This window comes from Marinobacterium lacunae (genome assembly GCF_000705555.1).
GTDB lineage: Bacteria > Pseudomonadota > Gammaproteobacteria > Pseudomonadales > Balneatricaceae > Marinobacterium_D > Marinobacterium_D lacunae.
Genome location: NZ_JMQN01000015.1, coordinates 24,666 through 44,828, shown reverse-complemented (window position 1 = coordinate 44,828; position 20,163 = coordinate 24,666). Strand labels below are relative to the sequence as shown.

Genomic DNA, 20,163 nt, shown 5'->3' with positions numbered 1-20,163 from the left:
ACTCTGAATACCTGTCAGACTTGTTCAATACGCCCTGCAACAGCATAGGGTGCCGAATCGATAATCGGCGGGCGCTCCAGTAACAGATCACTGAGCAGGCGAGTAGAGGCTGGTGCCAGCACCAACCCGTTACGGTAATGACCACAGTTGAGGTACAAACCCGACCAGCCCGGCACCGCCCCAATAAACGGGATACCCTCGGGTGATCCGGGACGCAAACCGGCCCAATGATGTTCGACGGGATATTGTGCCAGATCCGGCAGAATTTTCAGCGCCGTTTGATACAGCGACTGGCGCGCCTCTTCTGTGGTGTCCTTGTTGAACCCGACGCGCTCAAGTGTACTGCCAACCAATATACGACCGTCGGCGCGCGGGATCAGGTAACGGCCATCAAGCATGATGACTCGATCGATCAACCCGACCGGCGCCTTGAACACCATCATCTGACCACGGACCGGCTCAACCGGCAGGCGCATATTCAGGGAGCTCAACAGTTCAGCGCTCCAGGCTCCGCCGGCAACAATAGTGCTGTCGGCCCGAAACTCGCCCTGACTGGACTGCACGCCTTCGATGCGCTCACCTTGAACGACAAAGCGCTGCACCTCGCACTGCTCGATTAACGTAATATTGGGATTTTGTTCAACACTGATACGCAGCGCACGACCCAAACGCGGGTTGCGAATACTGGCCACCTCCGGCATCCACATCGCCGAGGTAAACTCAGGATTGATGCGCGGTTCTTTCTCATGGATGAACGCACCGTCAACTTTGGTCAACGGCCGGTAGTGGTCATGTCCCCAGCGCAGCGCCTCAGCTTCGTCCTGCACATCCACCATCAGAATACCCTTCTGGCGCAACTCAGGATCACAGCCAGTTTCGGCCAGCAGCTCCTGAGCCAACAGGGTGTAGCTGCTCTGAGACCATAGCGCGAGACGGGTAACAGCGTCACCGTGACGCCAGGGATAAAGAGGGGAGACGATACCGCCGCCAGCCCAGGAGGCTTCGTGGGCACAGACACCACGCTCAAGAAGAGTCACCTTAGCGCCAGAACGCGCCAGCTCGCGGGCCGTCATCAGACCGATGACGCCCGCGCCTATGACTAAAATACTAAGCAACTTTTACCCTTATAAACAGCAGCCAACTCTCTTCCTTCAGTTAGGGTTGAATAGCGTTGAAATCCACTCCTGTTACTGGTGTACCAACGGAATCAATCGCGACAGGATAAGATGTTGGATCGAAATAATCATCTTTATCTGAGGTGTTAGGGGTGACAGTCACGGTAACACCTGCCGTACCAGCCGGCAGCTCACAGTTATAGGCTCGCGTGGTGCCTACAGCCTTTTCAAGCGTACAATAATCACCTAGGCTGGTAGATAACGTCACTTTATTAAGAGCCGCACCATTTAGACCATTAATAGTTCCAGATATTATTACCGGACCACCGGCTACAGACCCAATAGTAGCGATAATCGTATCAGAAAGTATGGTGGGCGAAGGAATGATTTTATTGTCCTTCAGTGGAAAGCTACTTGCTGAATCATAGTTATTACCTAGCAAGCCTGTATTATCACTCTTGGAGTACGCAGTAATGGCCGCAGAACCTGTTCCACTGACTGCCATCGTTACAGCCCCACGACTGTATACACCATAGTAATCCGCGTCCGAATCTTCAATCGTATCAATAACATCACTGCTAACTGTTGCCACAGCATCTGGGTTAGAACCCCAAGTCGTCAACAGTGTTGTATTGATCTCAAAGAAAGGCGTAATCGGCAACCAAGCTTGGGAGGCAATCATGCCAGCCGATGCAATCGATGCGATCTCGCTTTTCCAAGCACTATCATAGGAGAGATCATCATAGTAGATACCTCTTGAGAGCAATTGCGTAATCTCGCCATTATTTGCTGTAAAGTCACGCCCACCCGGCATAGCCGCCGATGAAGTAGGAAAGACTTGATGCTGTATTGTATCGACAATAAAGCTTTGATAATCACTGAGCGCTGAACTGGCTGTACTGGCGATAAAGTCATAGGGCATAACATTCAGATCAACCATTTTCCAGTCTGGAAATAGTCTGAATACTCCATCAACCCTTCGGAAGCGACATGCTTCCGGGTAAGTATTTCCAATGATAGCTTCAGCTCCAGTTAATAATCCTGTTGCTGTATCTACGGCATAATGTGGATGAGCATTGCTTGGGCTTGGGTCCTTAAAACCAGGAACTTCGTTTGATTTATATATACCCGTAACGCCCGTATCGGTTGAGTCATGATGACCTGAGCAGCATCGGTCACAATAGGCCGATTGATCAAAATCACTATCTGGCACCCCCGTTTTGTCCCCGGCTTCACCTGTATAAGAGATGCCTTTTTTAACAACCAACTCACCATTTTCATACTTGTAGTGATACGGTGTCTGCAGGGATTGACCACTACCTGACTGCAACTCACAGAAGCAATTGACAGTGAGAAACTCTTCCTGAACCTGCTTAATACTATTCTTAGAATAGGTTGTAGTTACGAATTTAACTTCGGTGCTCTCATTATCTTGATTTTTCTTTTTAGTAACCTCTGGAAGCGGTGTAGAGGTTTCTTTGATATCGCCATTACCGAGATCTATAGGTATGACATCCGGAACGTTGCCCGCAGCATGACTAACAATCGGACTTCCTCCTCCAAAACCTGTAATTCCCAGCAATGGAGCAACGTTTGGGTCAATCCGTGCCAAAAGTGTAGACAGCGCCAAACTTCCGCCATCCCAATTAACACGAACCGTAATTTCTTTGTACTCTGATGTATTAACTGCGGACGAAACCGTATTAATACCCACCCAATCTAGGGTGTAATTAACTGATGAGTTTCCCACCGACACTGATTCAATCTCGCTCGTCGGTAAAGCGGTAGATCCAATTTCATCGTAATCGACAATTGACTGATAATCTCGAAATTCTTCAAGTTTTTTCTCTGCCAAAGCCATACCCACAGCGCGTTTTTCCGAGTCAGAGGCCCCACGAATAAAACTTGTTTGTAGCTGAAGTAATGCCGCCAACCCTACCATTACTACGACTAGAGCCACCAAAACTTCAATGAGGGTAAATCCTAAAGACCTGCTAGAATACCCAATTCCATTTTTATAACTCATAGTCATAACCTCTAGTTCATATCCGTCCAAGATCCAGGGAATCTCGCTAACGAATCGTATCCTTCACCATCATTGGATAATTTATCGAGTAAGTCATTCGCATATACTAGAGTAAAATTACCATTGAGATGATCCGGCCCACTATTCACTAATATTGCCCCATAAATCGTCGCACCGCCTGTGAATGAAGCACTAAACTCCTCCGAAGCAGTATAAATATCGCTAAACGCAAACAAAATACCATAAATGATAGTCTTTGCATTCGCAGTGATATCACCGTGAACTACCAATATGAAGGGAGCGTTTTCACTCCCCACCCTGGTGGGCAACTTACAGTCGCCTTCTATCCAAATCAGAGGAAGCTCACCGTCATACGCACCGCCAGAGTAAAAAATTTCTCCAGTATTCTCACCCAAGTCATCACAGGTCACACCATATTGCATTCCTAGTTCTCGATAGGCCTGCCAAGCTGACGGCGTTACACCTGAATCACCACCACAGGCAGCGGAGTCCGCGTAAACATTTGGTCCAAATAAGTTTTCAAATGTATCAGGTACACATGGATCCGCTACTATATCTGCGCAATCTTCTGGATCTGCCACCACTTTAGAATCACACAATTTTTGGTTGGCTGGCACAGCATTGTCGCAACTGCAGTCATCGCAGACCCATTCAGCATCTCCACCCTTAACCTCACTGGCGTTTCCTCCCGCATACAGGAATTCGTCCAGGTTGCAAGTTTCCCAAGCACCTGTGCCCTGTGTCTGTGCTGACTCAGCCCACACAGACACAGGTACACCATCCCCGCCCCCATTAGGGTTGGTTACGATGGAAAAGGTGCCCTTAATTGCAGCATTACCGTTAGCCATCAAAGGTGGAAGCTCACCTGTCGCGAGCAGCGGAACAATTCCATACTTTTCCTCAATGGTCGCCGAGCCTGTCTGATCCGGCGACTCACCTACCGAGGTAATCGTGGCAAAGCCCCCTGATACCACTATCGAAACTTGAGCGTCGGTTTCACTGCCAGACGGTATAGCGACAGAGGTCGTACCGCTAGGTGTCCAGGCCGAGCCATCCTCGACATACTTCATCGCACCATAATCCAAGCCTCCCTGCGCGACATGGAATGCCTCTTTGGCTCGGTTTGTATTAGCCCCGGTTTTCAACTCTAACGTGGTGACACGACTAACAGTTAAAACCGTTATTGTGAGCAGCGCCAGCAGCACCACAGCAACTATCAGCGTCGCTGCGCCGCGCTGCGATTGATAACTGTGACTCCGCAAATGTATGAAGCGGTGACTAGAGATCATTTCTCACCCTCACTTCCTCGATTAGCTCCTTAACCAACCGATCATCCGAAGCCGACTCACCCCGCAAGGTAATACGGATCGAACGCGCAGCGGCAGAGGCGAACGACGCCGCCGATGGAAGCCGTTCGAACAACAATTCGGTGATGACGGTTGTACTGTCATCGGTCAGGTTTTCCCAATTGCCAGGCAATACCGAGCAGTCCACACCACCAGTTAATGTCGATGAAGACGTCCACAGCACTTCGACGGCATTCTGTGCATCATCCAGTCGATACCCCATCAGATGTTCAATGGTTGCAGAACCATCTGCATCGTAATCGTAAGAAAGAACCACACATGAGTTGCTGTCAGATGACTTTGGCGAGGTAAACACATTGACTGGCAAGCCTCCGGAAACTACACCATGGGGGTTACCTGTCAGCGTTCCGCCAGCCCAATACCCCGCCCTTCGAATATCCCGTACCATCATGTCCATGACTGTTCGCAACTCCTGGCTCAGGCGAACGGAGGTGACAGTTTGCTTGGTAATACCCAATGTGGAGACATACATCGAGATGGCGATTCCGGTCACTATCAGACCCAGCAACAGGGCGATCATCATCTCGATCAGTGTAAAGCCTGTTTCCCGGCGCATCTTCAGCATGACTCATACCCCGGGACGTTGGAGCCTGCTGGCGTACATAATCTGACACGGCCCAACAGGCTCATGACAAGACGCATCTGTGTGCCGCTGTCTCCGGTAAAGTAGATTGACCCAGCCGGTGAGAGCGTGCCACGCTTGGGATCGAAGGTAATGACGGAACCGGCCACCGAGGCTGCACTCATGGTAACGCCCGGGAAGTCATCGACATCCGTCACTCTGCGTACGCCATCTATGGTGCAAAACGCATTGCCCGAATCCGAGCAGTCACAGGATGTGGCGCTCGACGCCTCCTCCAATCCATAACACCAGTCGTTCGATGGTGTGTCATCGAACTTGACGAAGATAACCTGATTCCGCTTGATAGATTCTGCACGTGCCAGCTGAAGATCTGCATACAGGGTTTGTGCAGCGCCGGTAAGACGTCTATTCTCGAAGAAGTCGCGGAAGGCGGGGGCGGCTACGGTGGCCAGTATGGCGACGACGACAAGCGTGACCACAAGCTCTATGAGCGTGAAGCCTGTCTCTCTATCATAGAGATCCTCGAAGGTTCTCCGTGTGTCTTTCCGTGGAAAAAGAGCCATCACCGGATCAAATCCTTTCGTCAGGATGTTAAGATTGGGTTAACCAAGCATAGCAGCATAAGGGAACTACAGTGAACCACTCATCCCGCGGTTTTACATTAATCGAGCTCATGATAGTGGTAGTTATTATCGGTATCATCGCTGCAATCGCCTATCCATCGTACAAGAGCTACGTCAGAGAGGCTCGGCGAGCCGAGGCTCAGGCGGTTCTTCTCGATGGCCAGATCAAGCAGGAACGCTACCGTGCCTACAATAACGCCTATGCAACAGCGGCCCAACTTACAGCTGAAAGCTTAGGCTTGAACAGCGCTGATTACTATACTTTCACCGTGACCAATATCACGTCATCAACCTACACGATTAACGCAGCCCCGGTTGCTGGTTCAGATCAGGTGAATGACTGCGGAGGGGCTACGCTGACCGTTAACCAGAGCAACACAAAAACGCCCGCTGGCTGCTGGAAAGATTAATGGTTCATAGGTTGTCGAGCTTAATCGACTGCCGTGATCCTGACCTCGAACAACAGCGTCTTACCGGCGAGCGGATGGTTAAAGTCCACCATTACCCGCTCTTCGTTAAACTCCGTGATAACACCCGGGATTTCGCCGCCGGGCTCCTTGAACGCAATGACCAACCCCGGTTCAAGCTCCATATCGTCGAAATCACTGCGCGACATCACCTGAATGTTGCTCGGATTATGCTGACCGAACCCTCTCTCTGGGGCGATGGTAAGCTCGACATGCTCACCGGCCTTGAGGCCCAGCATCGCCTGCTCGAAACCTTCCGGTATATTGCCGTCACCAAAAGTAAAGCTGACCGGATCTCGATCAAAGTTTGAATCAACGACCTGACCGTCCTGCAACTTGATCGCAAAGTTAAGACTGATCGATTTACCCGGCCCTACCGCCTGCTCACTCATTGTTTTTCCTCTCCGGCGGAACCCGAACCGCCAAACAGCATATCGAAAATAAGTAGACCCGCTCCCAGCGTTATCGCACTGTCAGCCAGGTTAAACGCCGGGAAGTACCAGCCGGCGTAATGTACGGAAATGAAGTCAACCACATGGCCGAGCACGATGCGGTCATAGAGGTTGCCCAAAGCGCCGCCGAGCAAGAGTGCCAGCCCAACGCCTAACCACCAGGGCTTTAACGGTGTCTTTCGCATCCAGATCAACAGCATCGCACTGACACCCAGCGCAATTAGGATAAACAGCCAACGCTGCCATCCACCTGCACCCGACAGGAAGCTGAAGGCGGCCCCCTTGTTATAGAGCAGTGTCAGGTCAAAGACCGGCAGAATGGGAACCGGATTGGCGTACTCAAGCATATTCTGCGCAAGATACTTGCTGCCCAGATCCAGCAGGATGACAAGCAGGGATACCCACAGCCAGCGCAACGCGCTGGCTTCTTTAGCTGCAATACTCATCAGGCGTACTGGCGCTGTTCACCTTCGCCACTGACGTTGTCGATACAACGACCGCAGAGCTCGGGATCTTCCGCGTGCTGACCAACATCCTCGCGATGATGCCAGCAACGAGCGCACTTGGCGTGCTCGGAGGCCTTGACCGCCACCTTGAGTCCCGACACCTCGGTATCACGAGCATCACCGCCCTCTGCCAGGGGCTTCAGGCGAGCGACCGACGTGATCAACACAAAACGCAGCTCATCACCGAGACGGGCCAGGTCGCTCTCGACCTTTTCGTCCACATAGAGTGTCACTTCAGCTGCAAGCGAAGCCTTGACCAGCTTCTCGGTACGAGCATCTTCGAGGCACTTGTTGACCGCATCCTTAACCGCCATGACCCGCTGCCAGAAACCGGCATCGAACTCACCGCTATCGGCGGAGACATCAAGCCCCTCATACCAGGTGGTCAGCAGCACGCTGTCGCGGCGCTCACCCGGCAACACCTCGTAGATCTCCTCGGCGGTGAAACTCAGAATCGGTGCGATCCAGCGCGTCAGTGCCTCCGCGATGTGGAACAGTGCACTCTGACAGGAGCGACGCGCCAGGCTGTCCGGCTTAGTGGTGTATTGGCGATCCTTGATGATATCGAGGTAGAAACCACCGAGTTCGCGTACACAGAAGTTATGCACCTGCTGATAAACATCGAGGAACCGGTAGCTGTCGTAAGCGTCGATCACCTTTTTCTGCAGCGCGGCCGTTGCACCGACCGCCCAGCGATCCAGCGCCAGCATCTCGGCAGGTTTCACCATATCGGTCGCCGGATCAAAACCGTTCAGGTTCGCCAGCAGGAAGCGCGCAGTATTTCGGATACGGCGATAGGAGTCGGCTGTACGCTGCAGAATCTGCGTGGACACCGCCATCTCGCCGGAATAATCAGTGGACGCAACCCACAAGCGCAGGATGTCAGCACCCAGGGTATCGGTCACTTCCTGGGGCGCGATCACGTTGCCGAGCGACTTGGACATCTTGTAGCCCTTCTCGTCGACGGTGAAGCCGTGTGTCAGCACCTGCTTGTAGGGTGCGCAATCATTGATCGCGATCGAGGTTTTCAGCGACGACTGGAACCAGCCTCGATGCTGGTCCGAGCCTTCAAGGTACATGTCGGCCGGGAAGCGCAGACCATCACGCTGCTCCAGTACAGAGTAGTGGGTCACACCGGAGTCGAACCAGACATCAAGTGTGTCGGTCACCTTGTCATAATCGCCCGCTTCATCGCCGAGCAACTCAGCTGCATCCAGCTCGAACCAGGCATCGATACCGCCCTGCTCGATACGCAGTGCGACCTGCTCGATCAGCTCCTGAGTACGCGGGTGCAATTCACCACTCTGCTTGTGGGTAAACAGGGTAATCGGTACCCCCCAGGTACGCTGACGGGATACACACCAATCAGGACTCTGTTCAACCATCGCCTCGATACGGTTCTGCCCCCACTCGGGGAACCATTGAACGCCCTTGATCGCGTCCAGCGCATGCGCCTTGAGCTTCTTCTCCTCCATAGAGACAAACCACTGAGGTGTCGCACGGTAGATCAGCGGGGTTTTGGTACGCCAGCAGTGCGGATAGCTGTGCTCGAAGCGCTTCATGTGAACCAGTTTGCCCTCACGCTCCAGCGCATCACACACAGGCTCGTCCGCCTTGTAGACGTGGACACCCGCGAACTCACCGGCCTCGTCGGTATATGTTCCGTTGGCCTGCACCAGATTCAGGGTCCCCAGGCCATACTGCTGACCGACAACAAAGTCTTCCATACCGTGATCCGGCGCGGTATGGACGGCACCGGTACCGGCATCGGTCGTAACGTGGTCACCGAGAATAACCGGAACCTGGCGGTCGTAGATCGGGTGTTTGAGCGTGAGCAGCTCAAGCGCACTGCCGTTACAGGTCGCCAGCACCTGATACTGCTGCACGCCCCAACGCGCCATGATGTCATCAACCATGTCGGCCGCCAGCACCAGACGCTCGGCACCCTGATTGATGTGTGCCTCGACCAGCGCATAGTCGAGCGTACCGTTCAGGGAAACGGCTTGGTTGGCCGGAATGGTCCAGGGTGTAGTAGTCCAGATGACAACCGAAACGGCCCCCGCGCCTGCTTCAGTACCGAACAGCTTCAGCACCTTGTCCTGATCGACGACGGTGAAGCGGACATCGATGGCGGTAGAGGTTTTGTTCTGATACTCCACCTCGGCCTCAGCCAGCGCCGACTGCCCCACCACACTCCAGTAGACAGGCTTATACCCTTTCACCAGATGGCCGTTCTCGATGATTTTACCGAGCGCACGCACGATATTGGCTTCAGTGCCAAAGTCCATGGTCAGGTAGGGATTATCCCAGTCGCCCAGCACGCCAAGACGGATAAAATCAGCCTTCTGACCTTCCACCTGCTCACGGGCATACTCGCGGCATTTCTGACGAAACTCGCGGTAAGGCACCTTGTCTCCCGCCTTGCCGATCATAGTTTCCACCTTGTGCTCGATCGGAAGACCGTGGCAGTCCCAGCCGGGCACATAGGGCGCATCGAAACCACTCAGGGTCTTCGACTTGATGATCATATCCTTGATCACCTTGTTGACCGCATGACCGATATGGATGTTGCCGTTGGCGTACGGAGGGCCATCATGCAGGATGAACTGCTCACGTCCCTTGCCCTCTTCGCGCAGTTTGGCGTAGAGATCGATCTGCGCCCAACGCTCCAGCCGCGCAGGTTCGCGACCAGGCAGATTCCCGCGCATCGGGAAAGCCGTTTCAGGCAGGTTCAGTGTCGGTTTGTAATCGGTCATGGTGGATAATTCCCAGCTTCAACTTTGCGACGATGCCGAAGTCAGCCAACCTCTGGCAGCCCCGATATCCGCTTTAATCTGTGCTTTGAGCGCGTCGAGTCCGTCGAATCGACGCTCGTCGCGCAAGAAATGTAAAAACTCTACCTGCATCAACTCGCCGTACAGGTCGCCCTTAAAATCCAGCAGGTGCACTTCCAGAACCGGCTGACGCCCATGAACGGTGGGTCGCAATCCCACGTTGCAGACACCCTGGTAACGTTTGCCCTGTACGAGAGCATTCACAACGTAAACGCCGCGCAAAGGGCAGGCGAACCGGTGCATGCGGACATTGGCGGTCGGAGACCCCAGCTGCCGTCCGAGTTTCTGTCCATGCATCACCCGACCCACAACACGGTAGGGACGACCCAGAAGGCGGGCGGCCTGGGCAAACTCATGCGCCTGCAACGCGGCGCGGACACGGGTACTGCTGACTCGCTCACCGTCAACTTCACAGGTCGCTGTTTCCTCGACAGAGAAACCATACTGCTTTCCGGCACGCTCAAGCAGGGCAAAATCACCCCGCCGGTCACAACCGAAACGGAAGTCATCGCCCACCACAAAATGGCGGACACCGAGTTTCTGAACCAACAGCTGCTCAACGAACTGATCGGCGGACATGCCGCGCAGGCGCGCGTTGAACATCAGGCAAAGCACGCGTTCTACGCCCTGAAACTCAAGAAAACGTACTTTTTCTCCAAACCGCGTCAGTCGTGGCGGAGCCTGTTCAGGCGAAAAAAACTCTCTCGGCTGGGGCTCGAAAATAATCACGACGCTGGGCAACCCCAGCTCTGCCGCCTTCGTCTGCACCTGCTGGATCACACGCTGATGACCAATGTGAACACCGTCAAAATTACCGATGGTGGCCACACAGCCCTGATGACGCTCACGCAGATTGTGTAAACCGCGGATCAATTCCATACGCGATCTGATCGTAATCCCCTAAAACTCAAGATCTGTTATCCGAGAAATGCCGCTGCGAATGCCGCGTCCATTAAATGCGAACGCAGGAGTATAGCGCACATCACCAGTGTTGATTAAGTCCTGAACACCGGCAAACCACCTCAGCCTCGCAAGTGGCGCAGCCTAAGCCCACAACCGACCAGCACAAGCACGTAGATACCCACACCACCAAACACCAATACCGACATCCATTGTGCGCGCTGCCACAGCCCGGCAGCGAGCCACTGTTCAGTGGGCACGTTAAACCACAGCAGCAAGGCACACAAAGCCGCATTGGCCAGCACCATACGCAGCGCAAACGTACGCCAGCCGGGCTGACCGGCAAAAACGCCGCCCTGAATCAACCCACGCAACAGGAATGCAGCGTTCATGTAGGCCGATAGTGTGGTGGCCAACGCCAGCCCCGCATGTGCCAACGGCCAAATCAGGATCAGGTTGAGCACCATGTTCGCCACCATCGCCTGCATGGCGATCTTGACCGGCGTTTTTGTATCCTGTCGGGAGAAGAACCCAGTGGCCAGCACCTTGATCAACATAAACGCGACCAGCCCCAATCCGTAGGCACGTAGACTTCGAGCCGACATCTCGATATCCAGCGCGCTCATTTCGCCGTAATGAAACAGCGTCGTGAGCAACGGCTCGGCCAACACAACCAGCGCTAGCGCCGCAGGCACCCCGATCAGCAGCACCATGCGTACACCCCAGTCCAGCGTCTGCTTGAAGTGCTCAGAGGATTGTTCGGCATGACGTCTCGACAAACTCGGCAGAATCACGGTGGCGATGGCGATGCCGAACACACCCAGCGGCAGCTCTGACAGGCGATCAGAATAGTACAACCAGGAAACACTCCCGGTCTGGAGAAAGGACGCCAGCACGGTATCGAGCAACAGGTTGATCTGGGCCACCGAGACGCCAAACAGGGCCGGCAGCATCAGCCTGAGAATCCGTTTCACGCCCTCGTCGTTCCAGCCCCGCTGCGGAACAGGCATCAGTTTCAACCGCGCAAGAAATGGCAGCTGAAAGACTAGTTGCAGCGCACCAGCCATAAACACCCCCCAGGCCAGCGCCAGCACGGGAGGATCAAACAACGGACTGAGCAGAACCGCAGAGGCGATCAGTGAGAGATTCAGCAATACCGGTGTAAAAGCCGGCACCGCAAATCGCCCATAGGCGTTCAGGATCGCGCCACAGAACGCGGTCAAGGATATCAACATCAGATAGGGAAAGGTGATACGCAGCATCTGCGCAGCAAGCTCGAACTTTTCACCGCCGGCAATGTAGAAACCGGGCGCAAACATTGCGGCCAACAGCGGGGCACCCAACACACACAACAGGGTTACCAGAATCAGCACAGAGCCCAAGGTGCCAGCCACCCTGTGCACCAGTTGCTGAACCGCCGCCAGGTCTCGCTGGCTGCGATATTCCGAGAGCACGGGAACAAACGCCTGGGAAAAAGCGCCTTCAGCAAACAGACGTCGCAGGAAGTTCGGAATTTTGAACGCGACAAAAAACGCATCGGCGCTGCCGCTGGCACCGAAATAACCGGCGATGACAACGTCCCGGACAAGCCCCAGAACGCGTGAAAGCATCGTCATTAACCCGACTATACTGCTTGAACGAAGCAAACCGACCGAACGCGATTCCTGTGCGGACACGGCAATTCCCATGCTGAGGTTAGAGTGGCAGGCAGATCATACAGCGCCTTGAGCATGCAACGAAACAGCCGTTAAAAAACACACACAGGCTTGACACCCCCTCCCTTAACATGAATAATCTCGCGTCTAATTTTCGACGCTCATACGTCGTTTCTGATTCACTACTAAATTTTGAGGAGCCAGATCGTGGCGAATTCCGCAGGATCTCGTAAACGCGCTCGCCAGGCCGAACAGCGTCGTCAGCACAACGCTAGCCTGCGCTCCATGGTGCGCACTTATTTCAAAAAAGTTCTGAAAGCCATTGCCAGCGGTGACCAGTCTGCCGCCCAGGAAGCTTTCAAAGTTGCTCAGCCTCTGCTCGATAGTGCAGTGACCAAGGGCATCTTCAAAAAGAACAAGGTAGCCCGCACCAAGAGCCGCCTGAACGCTAAGATCAAGGCAATGGCCGCATAAGCCATGCCGATCAGAGCTCCAAAAAAACCGGCCACAAGCCGGTTTTTTTGTGCCTTTTTGACACCACAGACACCACAACAAAAAAGCCGACACACAGGCCGGCTTAATCGATCAACCAGATCATCAGAGAAATAATAATCAGGCCAACACCAGATTATCCCGGTGCACCAACTCAGGCTCCCCAACAAAGCCGAGACGATCAACTATTTCACTACTGGCAAAACCGATAATACGCCGCGCATCCTCGACACCGTAATTTACCAGGCCACGCGCCACTATCGCCCCCGCCTCATCGAGCATCAACACCATTTCACCACGGGAAAAGTCACCCGAGACCGCCTTAACCCCAGCCGGGAGCAAACTTTTACCACCGGAAACCAGCGCCCGCACAGCCCCCGCATCCAAAGTCAGCGTGCCTCGCGCCTGCAGATGACCTGCAATCCACTGCTTGCGCGCAGCCACCGGCTCCTTCTCAGGCACCAGCAGCGTGCCTATATCTTCACCGGCAAACAACCGCATCAACACATCGGATTCGCGGCCACTGGCAATGACAGTCTGCGCACCGGAGCGTGCAGCCAGACGCGCCGCCCTGACCTTGGTTGCCATACCACCGCGACCCAGCTTGCCACCACCGCCGGCCATGGCGATCAGACGATCATCCTCGGCACGCGCCTGATGCACAAACCGGGCATCGGGATTGGAACGCGGATCCGCCTCGTACAGACCCTGCTGATCGGTCAACAGAATCAGAGAATCCGCCTCGATGGCGTTCGCTACCAGCGCACCGAGCGTATCATTGTCGCCAAAGCGGATTTCACTGGTAACAACCGTGTCATTCTCGTTGATCACCGCAATGACACCCAGATCGATCAACGTGCACAATGTCGATCGCGCATTCAGATAGCGCTTGCGATTGGAGAGGTCGTCGTGAGTCAGCAGCACCTGGGCCGTATGCAAACCGTGGCGTGCAAAACTGGATTCATATGCCTGAACAAGCCCCATCTGCCCCACTGCCGCAGCCGCCTGCTGGCGATGAACCTCCTTCGGACGCTCCCGCCAACCCAACCGCTTCATACCCTCGGCAATCGAGCCCGAGGAGACGAGAACCACCTCAACGCCACGAGCACGCAACTGCGCCACCTGATCGACCCAGTGACCAATCGCCGCCAAGTCCAATCCACGACCATCATTGGTCAGCAACGCACTCCCGATCTTGACTACCCAGCGCCCACCCTGCGCCAAACCTTCGCGACCCGCTACCACCCTGACCTCTCTTCTAAACGGCGCCGTTAACGCACCCACTCGACATCGACATCGTAGTCGTCTTCATCAAAATCATCGTCGTCCAGACCGTCCGCCGCAGCCTGACGACGCGCCCGCGCTTCCGCTTTAAGGCGCTCGAGGTTTTCACGCGCCTCCGCATCGATCGTGGCACGCGTCTCGCGCTCCTGCTCCAGCAACGCCGGATCTTCAGCCACGGCCGCCGCGCGCGCATCAAGAAAATCCTGAAGATCATGCACTAAGACCTGCAAGCCCTGCTTGTTCAGCGCCGACACGCGATACACAGGCCCTTGCCACTCAAGCGCATCAATCACCGCCTGACAGGCCGTATCTTGCTCTTCAGCCGCGATCATATCGAGCTTATTCAACACCAGCCAGCGAGGCTGTTCAGCCAGCGTAGGACTAAACTTGTTCAATTCAGCAACCGCCGTCACAGCCGCCTCAGCAGGCGTGGTTTCGCTCCAGGGCGCCATATCAACCAGATGCAGCAGTACCCGGTTACGCGCCAGATGCTTAAGAAAACGAATCCCCAGGCCAGCACCCTCGGCAGCACCCTCGATGATCCCCGGAATATCGGCAACAACGAAGCTACGATGCGCCTCCGTGCGCACGACACCCAGATTGGGCACCAGTGTCGTGAAGGGGTAGTCAGCCACCTTCGGTCGGGCTGCCGAAATAGAGCGGATCAGGGTCGACTTACCGGCATTGGGCAACCCCAACAAGCCGACATCGGCAATAACCTTAAGCTCCAGACGCACATTACGCAGCTCACCGGGCGTACCATTGGTCGTCTGCCGCGGCGCGCGGTTTACACTACTCTTGTAACGGGTGTTACCAAGACCGTGAAACCCGCCCTGGGCGATCTTTTCGATCTGGCCGACCTTGGTCAGGTCCGCAAGCACCTCATCGGTATCGATATCCACCACCGTGGTACCGACCGGCAGCTTCAGCACCAGATCCTCGCCCTTGGCGCCGGTGCAATTACCGCCCCGACCACCCTCACCGTTGCGCGCGTTGTAACGACGAGTGTATCGATAGTCGATCAGCGTATTGAGCCCCTCATCCGCCTCAACGAATATAGAGCCGCCATCACCACCATCACCGCCATCAGGCCCCCCTTTCGGGATAAACTTCTCGCGCCGAAAGCTCATACAACCGTTGCCGCCCTTGCCGGCCTCAACCGTAATGATCGCCTCATCGACAAATTTCATCTGTTTCCTCCCGAAAGATCAGGTACCGCCCTGTCACTTGAGGGCACTCGTAGCGGGTTTAGTTTAGCCCGCCCTTTAACAAAAAAAGCCCCGCCTTGGCGGAGCTTTTTCTACTTCAGTGAGCCGCTCAGGCAGGAACTACACTGACGTATTGACGGTTTTTCGGGCCTTTGACTTCGAACTTCACGACGCCATCCGCCTTGGCGAACAGAGTGTGGTCTTTGCCCAGACCTACGTTTTCACCGGCGTGCACTTTGGTACCACGCTGACGAATCAGGATGTTGCCAGCGATCACTGCCTGACCACCAAAACGCTTTACACCCAGACGCTTGGACTGCGAGTCGCGACCGTTGCGCGTAGAACCACCAGCCTTCTTATGAGCCATTGTTCAATCTCCTGTCTGATTAGCCACTGATACCAGTGATTTTAACCTCAGTGAACCACTGACGGTGGCCCTGACGCTTCATGTGGTGCTTACGACGACGGAACTTGATGATGCTCACTTTCTCGCCACGGCCGTGAGACACGACTTCAGCAGCAACCTTGGCACCGTCAACAACCGGCGCGCCGACTTTAACGTCGTCACCGTTACCGACCAGCAGCACACGATCGAACTCAACGTTGGAACCAGCTTCAGCTGCCAGCTTTTCCAGCTTCAGCGTCTGGCCTTCCTGAACGCGGTACTGCTTACCGCCGCTCACAATAACTGCAAACATGTTTTTCTCCAGTGTTATGCCTGCCCGGCTACTATTGATTAGAAGCCTACTTCTAAGGGCCCTGCCAAATTATCGAGTAGACCCGGAAGACCGGAATCGCCCCGCTTCAGCACTGACACCCTATGGTAGGGAGCAAAGATGGACAGGCTCAGGGCGCGCAATTTTACACAAACACCTAATGCAACTCAAGCAATATAACTGCTTAAAGCGAGCGAGAACCGGGCTTTTCTTGACACCCTCGAGCCTTGTCCCTAGCATGCGGCGAACCAATCTGTCGACAGCCGTATAAGCGCTATGCAGCCACACCAGATCAACCCGCTGATTGAACCGCAGTTCGACGCGGTTACCGATTACATCCTTAACCACCTGGGTTCCAATGTCCCGCTGGTTGAGAACATCGGCCACTATATCGTTGAAAGCGGAGGCAAGCGCCTGCGCCCCCTGCTGGTTCTGCTTGCGGCAAACGCCTGCGGCTACCAGGGCGCACAGCACATCCCGCTTGCTGCGGTGATTGAGTTTATTCACACCGCCACGCTGCTGCACGACGACGTCGTCGACAACTCCGAGCTCAGACGAGGCAATGCAACCGCCAACGCCAAATGGGGCAATGCCCCCAGCGTACTGGTCGGTGATTTTCTCTACTCGCGGTCATTTCAGATCATGGTCGAGATCGGTGAAATGGGCATCATGGAGGTCATATCCAACGCGACGACCGTGATTGCCGAAGGGGAGGTGTTGCAACTTCTCAATCAGCGCAACCCGGACACCACAGAAGAATCGTACATGAACGTGATTCTCGGCAAGACCGCCATGCTATTCGAAGCGGCCACCGAATGCGGCGCCATTCTTGCCAAGGCCAACCCGACTCACCGCGAGGCGTTGCGCCTGTATGGCCGCCATCTGGGTATCGCGTTCCAGCTGGTGGACGACGTCATGGACTACCTCTCCAGCAGTGAAGAGATGGGCAAGAACGTGGGCGACGACCTGGCCGAGGGCAAGGCCACACTGCCCCTGATCCATGCGATGCGTGAAGGCTCCGAGAGTGAGCGATCACTGGTACGCGAAGCGATTCGCAGGGGCGGTCTGGACGACCTTGAACCGATACTGCAGATCGTGCACCGCACCGGCGCCATCGATTACACCAAAGCGCAAGCACGCGCCCAGGTCGACAGCGCAATCGCCGCAATCGATACTCTCCCGTACAACAGCTTCCGCGACACCCTGCACACCATCGCCAATATGGCGGTTGAGCGTACACGCTGACTCAGGCTGCTGCACCGCCTATTGACGGTGTAGCAGGTAGACCATCTCGCGCTCGATGCCCCGAGGCGTCTCGACCTTCTCTCCCGCCGCCAAAGCAATCACCGTAAACGCGGGCTCAAACAGCTCCCGTACTTCGCTTTCAAACACTGAGAACGGAGGCCCATCGGCTTCGGTCACCGGGAATTGGGAGCGATCATCACCAACCAACTCAAGCGTCACCAGCAACATTTCAACACCCGGCTCGATTCGCTGACACAAACGCTCGGCGTAACGTCGGCGCATGGCCGGCGGCAGCGCGATTAGTGCGGCCCGGTCATACACCGCACCAATGCCGCGAAACGCCTCCCAGGGCAGTTCTAGCATATCGCCTGTCAGTAGCACGATACCGTCCCGCTCACGGCGGTGATAATTGTCGATGGTAACCGCTTCAACCTCGACGCCCTGCTCATGAAAGAAATCCCGCGTGGCGATGTCACTTAACTCCACCCCCAGCACTTCGTGCTCTTGCTCACGCAGCCATAACATGTCTCGCGACTTGCCACAGAGCGGAACCAGCACCTTTGCGCCAGGTTCAACTCTCAGCTTCGACCAGTACTGCTCCAGCCAAGGATTGATATCCGCCTGATGAAAGCCGATACGACCTTCCTGCCAACGCTGATGCCAGAAGTTATGTTCCATAATCCCACCTAAATCGACAGTCTAAAGCGTAAATTAACTGATGCAGTCCGTGCCTAGAAGACCTTCAATCGGTATAATAACCCGCTATTCTGAATAAAAACGGATGTGGATAAACAGTTTTCTCATGACCAGACCTTCCTCCTTTGAACGCGAAGACCTCCTTAAGTGCGGTCACGGCGAGATGTTTGGCCCGGGCAATGCCCAGCTGCCAGTCGACAATATGCTGATGATGGATCGCATCACCCGGATCAGCGCCGAAGGCGGTGAATTCGGCAAAGGCGAGATCATCGCCGAGCTCGATATTCATCCGGACCTCTGGTTCTTCAATTGCCACTTCCCCGGCGATCCGGTCATGCCCGGCTGCCTGGGACTGGACGCCATGTGGCAGCTGGTGGGCTTCTTCCTGGGCTGGCGCGGCAACAAAGGCCGTGGTCGCGCACTGGGCTCCGGCGAGGTCAAATTCACCGGACAGGTGCTGCCGAGCGCCAAGAAAGTCACGTATCACATTAACCTCAAGCGCGTTATCGAGCGCAAACTGGTGATGGGCATCGCCGACGGTTCACTGTCGGTTGACGGCCGTGAAATCTATACCGCAAAGGACCTGCGCGTCGGACTGTTTACCCAGACCGATAATTTCTGACGTACTAACCGACTCCACTGGATGACCGATTTTCACCTTGCACATTGAACCCGGTCATGCAGGGCGTATCCAACAAACAGAAGTTCGAAAAAAGAGAGGCTACACATGCGACGTGTCGTAGTGACCGGTATGGGGATCGTTTCCTGCCTTGGTAACGACAAGGAAACGGTTCTGGATTCTCTGAAACAGGGCCGCTCCGGCATCAAGTATCAGCCGGAATATGCCGAGCTCGGCTTTCGTAGCCAGGTAGCCGGCAGCATCGACCTTGATCTTGATGAGCTGATTGACCGCAAGCTGCGCCGTTTCATGGGCAACGCAGCGGCTTATGCGTATATCGCAATGGATCAGGCGGTCAAGGATTCCGGCCTGAGCGATGACCAGGTATCCAACGTCCGCACCGGCCTGATTGCGGGCTCTGGCGGCGCATCCTCTGCCGATATCGTCGAAACGGCTGATATCCTGCGTGACAAGGGTGTTCGTCGTGTAGGACCGTACCGCGTAACCCGCACCATGGGTTCAACCGTTTCCGCCTGCCTGGCAACCCCCTTCAAGATCAAGGGCGTGAACTACTCCATCACCTCCGCCTGCGCGACCAGCGCGCACTGCATCGGCGCCGCGATGGAACAGATCCAGCTTGGCAAGCAGGACGTCGTCTTTGCAGGCGGCGGCGAAGAGCTGCACTGGTCCCTGACCGTCATGTTCGACGCCATGGGCGCCCTCTCGAGCAAGTACAACGAAACGCCGGAAAAGGCTTCTCGCGCTTATGACGCCAACCGTGACGGTTTCGTCATCGCAGGCGGTGCCGGCATGTTGGTACTGGAAGAGCTCGAGCACGCCAAGGCGCGTGGTGCAAAAATCTATGCCGAACTGGTTGGCTACGGCGCCACCTCAGACGGATACGACATGGTCGCGCCCTCGGGTGAAGGCGCTGTGCGCTGCATGCAGCAGGCAATGGCAACCGTCGATGGCGAGATCGATTACATCAACTCTCACGGCACCTCCACGCCTGCAGGTGATATTCAGGAACTGAAGGCGATGAAAACCACCTTCGGTGACAAGATGCCGCCGGTGAGTTCAACCAAGTCACTGACCGGCCACTCTCTGGGCGCTACAGGGGCTCAAGAAGCGATCTACTGCCTGCTGATGCAACAGAACGACTTCATCTGCGCATCCGCCAACATCGAGCAGCTGGATCCCGAAGCGGAAGGCCTGCCGGTGGTAACGACCCGCAAGGACAATGTAAAACTGGAACGCGTCATGTCGAATAGCTTCGGTTTTGGCGGCACCAACTCAACACTGGTGTTCCAGAAGTACAACGGCTGATGGCCCGCCAGCAATAAAAAACCCGTCG

20 protein-coding genes are annotated in these 20,163 nt (G+C 55.1%); 5 read left to right on the top strand and 15 right to left on the bottom strand.

The genetic code is table 11. The annotated features are described in order from the left end of the window. Positions 1–14: 14 nt before the first annotated feature. The 5 genes from thiO to ADIMK_RS04870 are packed head-to-tail and all read right to left on the bottom strand — an operon-like array spanning position 15 to position 5,675. Positions 15–1,115 carry a glycine oxidase ThiO gene (gene thiO, locus ADIMK_RS04895; RefSeq protein WP_156042801.1) on the bottom strand — a complete coding sequence of 367 codons (1,101 nt, stop codon included), beginning with the start codon at positions 1,113–1,115 and terminating at the stop codon, positions 15–17. Between the two features lie 40 nt (positions 1,116–1,155). Then, positions 1,156–3,141, bottom strand: coding sequence for a prepilin-type N-terminal cleavage/methylation domain-containing protein (locus tag ADIMK_RS21655; RefSeq protein ID WP_197027481.1), 1,986 nt, complete (start codon positions 3,139–3,141; stop codon positions 1,156–1,158). 11 nt (positions 3,142–3,152) lie between these two features. Further along, positions 3,153–4,451, bottom strand: a complete 1,299-nt coding sequence (locus ADIMK_RS04880; RefSeq protein WP_036184489.1) for a pilus assembly PilX family protein — start codon at positions 4,449–4,451, stop codon at positions 3,153–3,155. Next, positions 4,441–5,094, bottom strand: coding sequence for a PilW family protein (locus tag ADIMK_RS04875; protein ID WP_036184486.1), 654 nt, complete (start codon positions 5,092–5,094; stop codon positions 4,441–4,443). The genes ADIMK_RS04880 and ADIMK_RS04875 overlap by 11 nt, the downstream gene beginning before the upstream one ends. Continuing rightward, a complete protein-coding gene (locus ADIMK_RS04870) occupies positions 5,088–5,675 on the bottom strand; it encodes a GspH/FimT family pseudopilin (protein ID WP_051692474.1) in 588 nt (195 codons plus the stop codon). Before ADIMK_RS04870 ends, ADIMK_RS04875 begins: the two co-directional genes overlap by 7 nt. Before the next feature lie 71 nt (positions 5,676–5,746). On the opposite strand from ADIMK_RS04870, the gene ADIMK_RS04865 reads away from it, so the two are divergent. Further along, entirely contained in the window at positions 5,747–6,145 is a 399-nt protein-coding gene (locus tag ADIMK_RS04865; RefSeq protein ID WP_036184484.1) for a type IV pilin protein, read from the top strand. A 20-nt stretch (positions 6,146–6,165) separates the two neighbouring features. Here the strand turns inward: ADIMK_RS04865 and ADIMK_RS04860 are convergent, their stop codons facing one another. From ADIMK_RS04860 to murJ, 5 genes are all read right to left on the bottom strand, one after another. Continuing rightward, on the bottom strand, positions 6,166–6,594 hold the full coding sequence (locus ADIMK_RS04860; RefSeq protein WP_036184482.1) for an FKBP-type peptidyl-prolyl cis-trans isomerase: 429 nt from the start codon (positions 6,592–6,594) through the stop codon (positions 6,166–6,168). After that, positions 6,591–7,100, bottom strand: a complete 510-nt coding sequence (gene lspA / locus ADIMK_RS04855; RefSeq protein WP_036184477.1) for a signal peptidase II — start codon at positions 7,098–7,100, stop codon at positions 6,591–6,593. The genes ADIMK_RS04860 and lspA overlap by 4 nt, the downstream gene beginning before the upstream one ends. Beyond that, a complete protein-coding gene (gene ileS / locus ADIMK_RS04850; RefSeq protein WP_036184469.1) occupies positions 7,100–9,916 on the bottom strand; it encodes an isoleucine--tRNA ligase in 2,817 nt (938 codons plus the stop codon). The genes lspA and ileS overlap by 1 nt, the downstream gene beginning before the upstream one ends. 18 nt (positions 9,917–9,934) lie before the next feature. Then, positions 9,935–10,873, bottom strand: a complete 939-nt coding sequence (gene ribF / locus ADIMK_RS04845) for a bifunctional riboflavin kinase/FAD synthetase (protein ID WP_036184466.1) — start codon at positions 10,871–10,873, stop codon at positions 9,935–9,937. A gap of 143 nt (positions 10,874–11,016) precedes the next feature. Beyond that, complete coding sequence (murJ, locus tag ADIMK_RS04840) at positions 11,017–12,504, bottom strand: murein biosynthesis integral membrane protein MurJ (RefSeq protein ID WP_438267740.1); 1,488 nt, start codon at positions 12,502–12,504, stop codon at positions 11,017–11,019. Between the two features lie 252 nt (positions 12,505–12,756). On the opposite strand from murJ, the gene rpsT reads away from it, so the two are divergent. Continuing rightward, the gene (rpsT, locus tag ADIMK_RS04835; RefSeq protein ID WP_036184462.1) at positions 12,757–13,023 is read left to right on the top strand and encodes a 30S ribosomal protein S20; all 267 of its coding nucleotides are present in this window, start codon (positions 12,757–12,759) and stop codon (positions 13,021–13,023) included. Positions 13,024–13,161: 138 nt separating this feature from the next. Here the strand turns inward: rpsT and proB are convergent, their stop codons facing one another. The 4 genes from proB to rplU all read right to left on the bottom strand — a co-directional run bounded on the left by proB (position 13,162) and on the right by rplU (position 16,231). Then, positions 13,162–14,286 (bottom strand): glutamate 5-kinase, encoded by a 1,125-nt coding sequence (proB, locus tag ADIMK_RS04830; RefSeq protein WP_036184460.1) that lies wholly within the window; start codon positions 14,284–14,286, stop codon positions 13,162–13,164. Positions 14,287–14,312: 26 nt separating this feature from the next. Continuing rightward, positions 14,313–15,515 carry an Obg family GTPase CgtA gene (gene cgtA, locus ADIMK_RS04825; RefSeq protein ID WP_036184458.1) on the bottom strand — a complete coding sequence of 401 codons (1,203 nt, stop codon included), beginning with the start codon at positions 15,513–15,515 and terminating at the stop codon, positions 14,313–14,315. Positions 15,516–15,642: 127 nt separating this feature from the next. Continuing rightward, the gene (gene rpmA, locus ADIMK_RS04820) at positions 15,643–15,900 is read right to left on the bottom strand and encodes a 50S ribosomal protein L27 (protein ID WP_036184456.1); all 258 of its coding nucleotides are present in this window, start codon (positions 15,898–15,900) and stop codon (positions 15,643–15,645) included. 19 nt (positions 15,901–15,919) lie between these two features. Further along, entirely contained in the window at positions 15,920–16,231 is a 312-nt protein-coding gene (gene rplU / locus ADIMK_RS04815) for a 50S ribosomal protein L21 (RefSeq protein WP_036184453.1), read from the bottom strand. A gap of 294 nt (positions 16,232–16,525) precedes the next feature. On the opposite strand from rplU, the gene ADIMK_RS04810 reads away from it, so the two are divergent. Further along, positions 16,526–17,494, top strand: coding sequence for a polyprenyl synthetase family protein (locus tag ADIMK_RS04810; protein ID WP_036184451.1), 969 nt, complete (start codon positions 16,526–16,528; stop codon positions 17,492–17,494). Between the two features lie 18 nt (positions 17,495–17,512). Here the strand turns inward: ADIMK_RS04810 and ADIMK_RS04805 are convergent, their stop codons facing one another. Continuing rightward, a complete protein-coding gene (locus ADIMK_RS04805; protein ID WP_036184449.1) occupies positions 17,513–18,172 on the bottom strand; it encodes a thiopurine S-methyltransferase in 660 nt (219 codons plus the stop codon). A gap of 124 nt (positions 18,173–18,296) precedes the next feature. Between ADIMK_RS04805 and fabA the strand changes: the two genes are divergently transcribed. Next, complete coding sequence (gene fabA, locus ADIMK_RS04800; RefSeq protein ID WP_036184434.1) at positions 18,297–18,812, top strand: 3-hydroxyacyl-[acyl-carrier-protein] dehydratase FabA; 516 nt, start codon at positions 18,297–18,299, stop codon at positions 18,810–18,812. 105 nt (positions 18,813–18,917) lie between these two features. Beyond that, positions 18,918–20,135 (top strand): beta-ketoacyl-ACP synthase I, encoded by a 1,218-nt coding sequence (gene fabB / locus ADIMK_RS04795; protein ID WP_036184423.1) that lies wholly within the window; start codon positions 18,918–18,920, stop codon positions 20,133–20,135. Positions 20,136–20,163 lie beyond the last annotated feature (28 nt).

Excerpts from the sequence above, each read along its gene's own strand:
- ADIMK_RS04875 (WP_036184486.1), bottom strand. The coding sequence starts at position 5,094 with ATGCTGAAGATGCGCCGGGAAACAGGCTTTACACTGATCGAGATGATG.
- murJ (WP_438267740.1), bottom strand. The coding sequence starts at position 12,504 with ATGCTTTCACGCGTTCTGGGGCTTGTCCGGGACGTTGTCATCGCCGGT.
- ADIMK_RS04860 (WP_036184482.1), bottom strand. The coding sequence starts at position 6,594 with ATGAGTGAGCAGGCGGTAGGGCCGGGTAAATCGATCAGTCTTAACTTT.
- fabA (WP_036184434.1), top strand. The coding sequence starts at position 18,297 with ATGACCAGACCTTCCTCCTTTGAACGCGAAGACCTCCTTAAGTGCGGT.
- ADIMK_RS04810 (WP_036184451.1), top strand. The coding sequence starts at position 16,526 with ATGCAGCCACACCAGATCAACCCGCTGATTGAACCGCAGTTCGACGCG.
- ileS (WP_036184469.1), bottom strand. The coding sequence starts at position 9,916 with ATGACCGATTACAAACCGACACTGAACCTGCCTGAAACGGCTTTCCCG.
- fabB (WP_036184423.1), top strand. The coding sequence starts at position 18,918 with ATGCGACGTGTCGTAGTGACCGGTATGGGGATCGTTTCCTGCCTTGGT.
- ADIMK_RS04805 (WP_036184449.1), bottom strand. The coding sequence starts at position 18,172 with ATGGAACATAACTTCTGGCATCAGCGTTGGCAGGAAGGTCGTATCGGC.
- ADIMK_RS21655 (WP_197027481.1), bottom strand. The coding sequence starts at position 3,141 with ATGAGTTATAAAAATGGAATTGGGTATTCTAGCAGGTCTTTAGGATTT.
- lspA (WP_036184477.1), bottom strand. The coding sequence starts at position 7,100 with ATGAGTATTGCAGCTAAAGAAGCCAGCGCGTTGCGCTGGCTGTGGGTA.
- rplU (WP_036184453.1), bottom strand. The coding sequence starts at position 16,231 with ATGTTTGCAGTTATTGTGAGCGGCGGTAAGCAGTACCGCGTTCAGGAA.
- cgtA (WP_036184458.1), bottom strand. The coding sequence starts at position 15,515 with ATGAAATTTGTCGATGAGGCGATCATTACGGTTGAGGCCGGCAAGGGC.
- ribF (WP_036184466.1), bottom strand. The coding sequence starts at position 10,873 with ATGGAATTGATCCGCGGTTTACACAATCTGCGTGAGCGTCATCAGGGC.
- ADIMK_RS04870 (WP_051692474.1), bottom strand. The coding sequence starts at position 5,675 with ATGGCTCTTTTTCCACGGAAAGACACACGGAGAACCTTCGAGGATCTC.
- rpmA (WP_036184456.1), bottom strand. The coding sequence starts at position 15,900 with ATGGCTCATAAGAAGGCTGGTGGTTCTACGCGCAACGGTCGCGACTCG.
- ADIMK_RS04880 (WP_036184489.1), bottom strand. The coding sequence starts at position 4,451 with ATGATCTCTAGTCACCGCTTCATACATTTGCGGAGTCACAGTTATCAA.